Raw genomic sequence first — 7738 nt, 5'->3', positions numbered from 1 at the left:
GTTCTGCGCACCGCTTGCCGTAGGTATTCGATGGTGCGCGGAGCGCACCCTACAAGCCCATGCCTTTGAGGCAGAACAAATCTGCCAAAAGACTGTCACTCCCCTGGGCACAAAGGGATGGGCCTGCTACTGCCTACCTAAAAGGGGCAGGGCGCTCAAGGAGGGGGTTTAAAAGCGATCGTGTACCATGCGATAGACCTGTGTTTAGACGGACCCTAGCCGACATATGCCTGAACAACTGCAGTGTACCTACCTATAACAACGATGAAATCGATCTGGTCGAGCTGCTTCGATCACTGTTTCAGCAGAAATACCTGATTCTAGCCATTGCCTCCCTCGTCACCCTGGGTGTAGCTGCTTACGCCTTTCTGGCCACTCCGCACTATCAGGTGCAAAGCCTGCTACGTCCGGTGGATCGGGGCAGCCTCGATGAACTGAACGGAACTGGCGTCTACGAGCTGACCCCGGCCGAGGTGTTGAGTCGCGTGGGGGCAGGACTGTCGTCCTATGAAAACCGCATCGCCTTTTTTCGTGAGAATCAGGCGCTTTTCAGTGGGATGGTCACGCCGGGCCGTTCGTTGGAGCAGGCCTTTGAAGAGTTCAATCGTTCGGCGTTCACCATGCTGCAAGTCGATCCGAAAAGGCCCAACAGTCTGAGCGAGTTCGTCGGCATATCGCTGACTTACCCCAGGGGCGTGGAAGGCGTGGCGGTCGTCAATGGCCTGGTCGGCTCTGTGCTGGAGAGTGAGCGGGCGCGAATCGCCACAGACCTGAAGGTGCTGATCGCCAATCGCTTGTTTAGCCTCGAGCAAAAAATCGAAGCGGCGCGAGCCAGTTACGAGGCAAGCAAAGAGGCACGAATAGCCACTCTGCTCGAAGAGGATGCCTTGCAGCGGGCTCAATTGCAGGACGAGCTACACGCTTTACGTGGCGAATTGAAAACGCGTCGCGAGAATTACATTAAACAACTCGACGAAGCCATCCAGATAGCCGAATCCCTAGGTATCCAGAAACCCACCACGCCCTCGGCCATGGCTGATGTGCAGCGCCAGGGGCAGGTCGTGCGCGCTGAAGTCAACAGCCGAGAGATTCCGCTCTATTTCATGGGCAGCGAAGCCTTGACGGCCGAGCGCGAGGCTTTGAGCGCGCGCCTCTCCGACGATTTCAGTGAGCCACGGATTGCCGAGATCGAGAAGGAACTGGTGTTGCTCAGCCAAAATCGTCAGGTGGAAATCCTTGAGAATCGCCAGAACAAAGACCTGTACCTCAAGGATCTGGCGGAATGGCGCCAGGAGGCGGGCGGCTCAACTCAAAGGAATCAAGTTCGATACCAGCGGCCTGCAGTTGGTTCGGCTGGATCAGCAGGCACTCGAACCGCTCGCGGCCGTCAAACCGAAGAAGGCACTGATCATCGGCCTGGGCGGAGTCGCCGGCCTGATGCTCGGAGTCTTCGCAGCATTGCTGCGCCCCAGGCAAGCCGACAAATCGTACTCGCACAGCAGTACGCCGTTGACTCCCCACATTCACGAATCGCGTGACTTTATGTAGGAGGCGCGCCCCGCGGCGATGGCGGACAACGTCCGCCCAAAAAACCAAGCATCGCGCCGGGGCACGGAACGCCGCCCGGAGCCTCCTATAAGAGCGGCGGGCACCGCACTTGATCGTTCCCACGCTCCGCGTGGGCATGCAGTCTGGGGCGGTTCGGCGCGTCCCGACACAATGGAGGCAGAGCGTCCTGGCCGGGGTGTTCGCCCCAAAACCCAAACATCAAGCCTGGCGGGTTGGGAGAATTGCAGTCGGATTTTTCAACGGCCTGCTACGACATGATGATCGCCGGCCATACCCGCGCAGAAGGCTTGATCCTGGGCACCAATAACCTGAAAGAGTTCCAGCGTGTTCCAGGGCTACGCCTAGAAAACAGGGTGTAGGCTGGGTTGCCGTGCTCCCTCAGGCGCGCAGCGAACAGTCCGGCATGGTGCGGCCTTTCGGGTGGCGTACTGCTTCGCGAGTACACGCTACAACCAAAGCCACAGGGCGAGGTGACTATGATCTGCGTCACAAAGTTCCCGTCCGTCTGTCAGTAACTGCAGATCGCTTGTCAAGGCTTGTAATGTCGTACGGCGCTGGCACAATGCCGCGAAATCTCTGCCAATGGGATGGGCGCAAGCCCTTCAAACCGTGTGCTCCAGCGCGAGTGCCAGCTGAATGGGACAACAACAAGACTCCAAGGATCGTTGTCCCTGTTGGCGAATTAGTGATGCCATTTTTGAAGATGGATCTTGACCGTGAATGCGATCTCCCCCCCGATACAACAAACCTCCAGTGATGAAATCGACCTGGCTGCGTTATTTCACGCGCTCTGGGAACAGAAGCTACTGATTGCACTGGTGACGGTGCTGGTCGGCATGGCAGCGGCAGCTTATGCCTTTCTGGCGACCCCTGAATACCAAGTGCAAAGCGTACTACGCCCTGCGGCAATCAAGGATCTCGATGCCCTGAATCGCACTGGCGTTTATGAGTTGACGCCCAAGCAAGCCATGCAGCGCGTCGGCGCTTCCCTGGACTCTTACGACAGCCGACTGGAGTTCTTTCGCGCCAATCAAGGCTTGTTCGAGGTCTTGCGTCAACCCAATCGTAGCCTTGAGCAGACCTTTGAAAGCTTCAATCAGCAAGCCTTCAAGATGCTCCTGCCCGACGCCAAGAAAACCGATAACCTGAGCGCCTATGTCGGCATTCAGTTGACCTATCCGCAGGATGTCAAGGGTGTCGCTCTGGTCAATGGCCTGGTCGAATATGCCTTTCAGCTTGAGCGTGAGCGCATCGCCGCCGATTTAGCGGTCGTGATCCAGAATCGCCTGAATCAACTCGAAGCGCAGATGAGCGCGGCTCGCGCAAGCTACGAAGCTAACAAGAGCGCCAGGATTGCCAAGCTGCAGGAGGCAGACAATCTTAAGCGTGCAAATCTACAAGACGAACTCAAGGCCTTGCGCCAACAGCTTAAAACTCACCGCGACAACCGCGTTGCTCAGCTGGATGAGGCCATTCGTATCGCCAAGGCGCTGGGTATCAGCAAGCCTGCTACGCCGTCCTCTTTGGGCGAGGGCGAGAGGGTGACGCAAGGTAGCGTGATTCGCACCGAGGTCAACAACCAGCAGATACCGCTGTACTTCATGGGTAGCGAAGCGCTCGAGGCCGAGCGTAATGCCTTGCTGCAGCGCCGCTCGGATGATTTCACTGAGCCGCGTATCGCGCAAATTGCCAAGGAGCTGCAGTTGCTGGCGAGCAATCGCCAGATTGAAGTGCTCAATAAGCGTGAGAATGAGGACTTGTTTCTCAAAGATTTGGCCAGCTGGCGCGAAGAGGCTGCGCGCTTGCGCAACCTTGACGTCGATGTATCAACCCTGGCGCTGGTCACCATCGACCAGTTAGCGATGCAACCGATCAAGCCGATCAAGCCGAAAAAAGCTCTGATACTGGCTTTGGGTCTGGTGCTCGGCGGTATGCTCGGTCTGTTCATCGCCTTGCTGCGTAATATGTTGCGGCGGCCCACGCATGATTAACTTGGGTGCTTGAATAGGGCGCTTCCTGCGCGCCCACTGCGCAATGGTTTTGCCCCGGTTGTACTGCGCCCGGACGAGTTGCTTCAACACTATTCTGTAACCGCCGCCGGTTCGTCAGTGGAGGTATGCGGGAACAGTCGATACCCTCGATTGAGTCAAGCGACTGGTCGGTAGGGGGCTTGTATTGTATGGCGTTGCTGGCAGAATGCGCTCCTTGCGAAACCCTCTGCTATGCGAGTGGCATTGCGTTTGAGTAATCGAATTTTTGACAGAAGATGGACCTACAGTGATCGAACAAACATCCCCGCGCCAAACTAATGATGATGAAATCGATCTTGTTGAGCTGCTCTACGGCCTGTGGACGCAAAAATGGTTGATAGTCCTGGTTACCGTGGTATTCGCTGCGGGTGCTGCGTCGTATGCCTTTTTCAGCAAGCCGGTTTATGAGGCGCATGCCGCTGTACTGCCACCTTCTCTCAGCGACATTGCTGGCTTCAGCCTGGGACGAACGGGTGAGAGTGGCTTGAAGCCATTTTTGGTTAGCGCTGTATATGCAGTTTTTACTCGTAATCTGCAGTCTGAGAAGTCTCGTCGTCAATTTTTCAGGGAAATCTATTTGCCGTCCCTGGATAAAGCACAACGCTCTGGCTCTCAGGATGGTCTTTACAAGGCGTTCAATGGGGCATTCAGCGTCAAGGCGCTGGATAAAAATCAGCCTGACCGCTATTCCATTGTTGTCGAGCACTACAATCCTGAACTAGCGTCGACTTGGGCTAAATCTTATATCGATCAGGTGGCCGAACGATCATTGGATGAAATGCTTCAGAACTCTGAGCGCGAACTTGCGGTGCAGGCCCGCAATATCGAGCAGCGAATCAAATCAGAGCGCACCAGTGCCAAAGCTCGCAGAGATGACCGCACAAAGCAATTGCAAGAGGCATTGACGGTGGCAGAGGCGATAGGCCTTGATAACCCTCCCGTTATCACTGGGCTAGGTTCGAATGACAGCGAGCTTTCCGCTTTTATGGATGGCAGCTTGATGTATATGCGTGGTGCCAAAGCACTACGTGCAGAAATGCAAGTGCTGCTGGCTCGCACATCTGACGATCCGTTCATTCCAGTGTTGCGTGACCTGGACGCGCGATATCAGTTATTCGCGGGTGTCAGTCTTGATCCGAGCAATGTTGCTGTCTTCCGCCAAGACGGGGAGATCGAAGTACCGGATCAGCCCATAAAGCCGAAAAAGCCCCTGATCGTGGCGTTGGGTGTGGTGCTGGGCGGCATGCTGGGCGTATTTATCGCGTTGATTCGCCTGATGCTAAGAAAACGCTCCGCCAAGGCCTGATGCGTAGTGGCCGCCGGAAAGCCGTGGATATTCGCGGCTGAAGACCAAGGTGCAGAATAGCTGAGGAATGATTGCATCCATGCTCTGCGTTCGCCAAGGGTTCTTGTCGTGCAGGTATGACTTGGGCATCGCCTTTTAATAGGCTATGCACCCATTATGTGTTGGGCGCCGCTTTTGTAGGGTGGGTTAGGTGCGGACGCCAATCGCCGCTATCTGCACAGGCTCTTGCCGCGCCGTAACCCACCATTGATGCTGTAAGACCGCACCATTGCCGGCCTAACGACCGGGTGGCGGGTTACGCCTTCGGCTAACCCGCCCTACGCAAGACCTTGCAACACATCACGGGTACATAGCTTTTTAATAGGTACTTTCACGCTGGTATCTATTGATCGAACATTTGTACTTGTAGGGTGCGCCCCGCGCACCAAGACTGCAAAGATAAGCAATGGACTGCAGCCGGCAATGTACCATCCACCGACCATCGTTAATGGACTAACACGGATCAATAACATGGACTACCCCGATATCCTGCACCATGGCGCCAAAGACGGCGTGACCGGCTCCTGTCACCAACTGCTGATGGACGCACAGCACAGCCTGTTGATCGACTGTGGCCTGTTCCAGGGCGCAGAAACCTCGGCCGAAGGCAACTCCGCTGCCGATCGCCTGGCCATCGAGTTCCCTCTGGATACGATCAAGGCATTGGTCGCCACCCACGTGCATATCGACCACGTCGGGCGCATTCCCTACCTGCTGGTCGCCGGTTTCAAGGGGCCGATACTTTGCAGTGAGCCCTCGGCCAAACTGCTGCCCATCGTGCTGGAGGATGCCTTCAAGCTCGGTTTCAGCCGTGATCAAAAGCAGGTCGAGCGCTACATCAAGTTGATCGAGCAGCGCATCATCGCCTTGCCCTACAAGACCTGGTTCACTCTGCAAGACACGGAGAACCTGATCTGCCGCATTCGCCTGCAGCGCGCCGGACATATCCTCGGATCAGCCTATGTGGAAATCGATCTGCATTACCCCCAGTCCAGCGAAAAGAAACGCATCGTCTTCTCCGGCGACCTGGGCGCGCCGCATGCGCCGCTATTGCCTGCACCCAAACCGCCGTATCGCGCTGACATCCTGGTGATCGAGAGCACCTACGGCGACCGCCTGCACGAAGACCGCCGCACCCGCCGCCAACGCCTGGAACGCGTCATCGAACAAGCCCTGGCCGACAACGGCACGGTTCTGATCCCCGCGTTCAGCATCGGCCGCACCCAGGAGTTGCTTTACGAACTGGAAGACATCATCCACCGCAAAAAACTCAATGCCTCGCGGGCGAGCGAAAATCCCTCTACCGCTCTTGGGGGGAGGGGTAAGGCCAGCAGTGCGGACCAAGCCGAGATCGATTGGCCCGCGTTGCCTATCATTCTCGACTCGCCCCTGGCCAGCCGCTTCACCCAGGTTTACCGTGAGTTAAAGCCCTTCTGGGACAACGAGGCGTTGCAGCGCGTCAAGCAAGGTCGCAATCCGCTGGGCTTTGAGCAACTGCTGACCGTCGACAGCCACCAGGCCCATCTGGCCATGGTGCGCCACCTGACGACAACCGCTCGTCCGGCCATCGTCATCGCCGGGAGCGGTATGTGCAGCAGCGGTCGAATCGTTAATTACCTGAAAGCCATGCTCCATGACCCGCGGCATGACGTACTCTTCATCGGTTACCAGGCGCAAGGCACACCCGGTCGAGCCATCCAGATGTATGGTGAACGCGGTGGTTACGTGGATTTAGACGGCGAGCGCTACAACATTGGCGCCAAAATCAATACCATAGGCGGCTATTCAGCCCACGCAGATCAGAAAGGTCTGCTGGGTTTCGTGACACGCATGCGTATCTGGCCCAGCCAGGTGCGCATCGTCCATGGCGAAACCGGAGCCAAGCACGAACTCGGCGAACGCCTCAAGGCGCTCTACAGGCAGGCGCAGCGGAACCTGGAGCTATTAATCCCCAGTGGCACCAACGATGCCTGACTGTAGGAGCCAGCTTGTGACCCACATGGATGTGGGGCAAGCGGTAAGCCATAAAACACCCGTTTTTGTAGGAGCCAGCTTGCTGGCGATCCAACAGGTCGCCACATAACCGGCACCTGACGACACAGATAAATGTGGCCTCAACAGCCCAAAAACCTTCCTATCCATCCCAACGGCTGGCTAGGCTAAAACGAATTCTACAACCGGCTCAACCAGGCCAGCTGCAAACAGGAGTGAACTGTCGGTCTGCAAATGCTGCGCCGATTCGCTTGTTACCCATATGAATGTAAGCGCTACGAATCCCATAGGCATTGCAGGTATGGCTCCGGCCTGGTACCTCGTGTACTGCAAGCCCCGCCAGGATGAGCGAGCAGAAGAGAACCTGCTACGCCAGGGCTACACCTGCTATCGGCCGCAGCACAGCTGCGAGCGGATCGTGCGTAACCGTCGGCAAATCATCGCCGAATCGCTGTTTCCTGGTTACCTGTTCATTCAGCTGGCTGCCGATGCCAACTGGGCACCCCTGCGCTCGACTCGAGGGGTCAACCGCATAGTGGGTTTCGGCAGCATGCCGCTGCGGCTTGATAACAGCCTGATTACGCACCTGCAGCAACGCACTGCAGCGCCTGTTAAACTGGGCCTCGAGGCAGGGGATAGCGTACGCATTACCGAAGGCAGCTTTGCCGAGCTGGACGCCGTCTTCGTAACAATGGATGGCGAGCAACGCGTGATACTGCTGCTCAATATGCTCAACCGCCAGCAACAGATCAGCATGCCGCTGGTGAGCATCATCAAGAACTGAATTTGTCTCGGCAGCGGC

5 protein-coding genes and 2 pseudogenes are annotated in these 7738 nt (G+C 56.8%); all 7 read left to right on the top strand.

From position 1 onward, the window contains the following. Positions 1-59 precede the first annotated feature (59 nt). Positions 60-371, top strand: a pseudogene (locus VCJ09_RS13835) (Wzz/FepE/Etk N-terminal domain-containing protein); the annotation flags it as partial. A gap of 796 nt (positions 372-1167) precedes the next feature. Beyond that, complete coding sequence (locus VCJ09_RS13830) at positions 1168-1548, top strand: GNVR domain-containing protein (protein ID WP_324734664.1); 381 nt, start codon at positions 1168-1170, stop codon at positions 1546-1548. Positions 1549-1817: 269 nt separating this feature from the next. After that, positions 1818-1928, top strand: a pseudogene (locus VCJ09_RS13825) (VapC toxin family PIN domain ribonuclease); the annotation flags it as partial. Between the two features lie 357 nt (positions 1929-2285). Continuing rightward, positions 2286-3560: a Wzz/FepE/Etk N-terminal domain-containing protein gene (locus VCJ09_RS13820; RefSeq protein WP_324730756.1), complete on the top strand. Its 1275-nt coding sequence runs from the start codon at positions 2286-2288 to the stop codon at positions 3558-3560. Positions 3561-3846: 286 nt separating this feature from the next. Then, a complete protein-coding gene (locus VCJ09_RS13815) occupies positions 3847-4905 on the top strand; it encodes an LPS O-antigen chain length determinant protein WzzB (RefSeq protein ID WP_324730755.1) in 1059 nt (352 codons plus the stop codon). A gap of 510 nt (positions 4906-5415) precedes the next feature. Next, positions 5416-6918: an MBL fold metallo-hydrolase gene (locus VCJ09_RS13810; protein WP_324730754.1), complete on the top strand. Its 1503-nt coding sequence runs from the start codon at positions 5416-5418 to the stop codon at positions 6916-6918. A gap of 319 nt (positions 6919-7237) precedes the next feature. Then, entirely contained in the window at positions 7238-7720 is a 483-nt protein-coding gene (rfaH, locus tag VCJ09_RS13805) for a transcription/translation regulatory transformer protein RfaH (protein ID WP_324730753.1), read from the top strand. Positions 7721-7738 lie beyond the last annotated feature (18 nt).

It is taken from the genome of Pseudomonas paeninsulae, assembly GCF_035621475.1.
GTDB classification, from domain to species: Bacteria; Pseudomonadota; Gammaproteobacteria; order Pseudomonadales; family Pseudomonadaceae; genus Aquipseudomonas; species Aquipseudomonas paeninsulae.
This window is presented reverse-complemented; position numbering and strand designations above follow the sequence as displayed.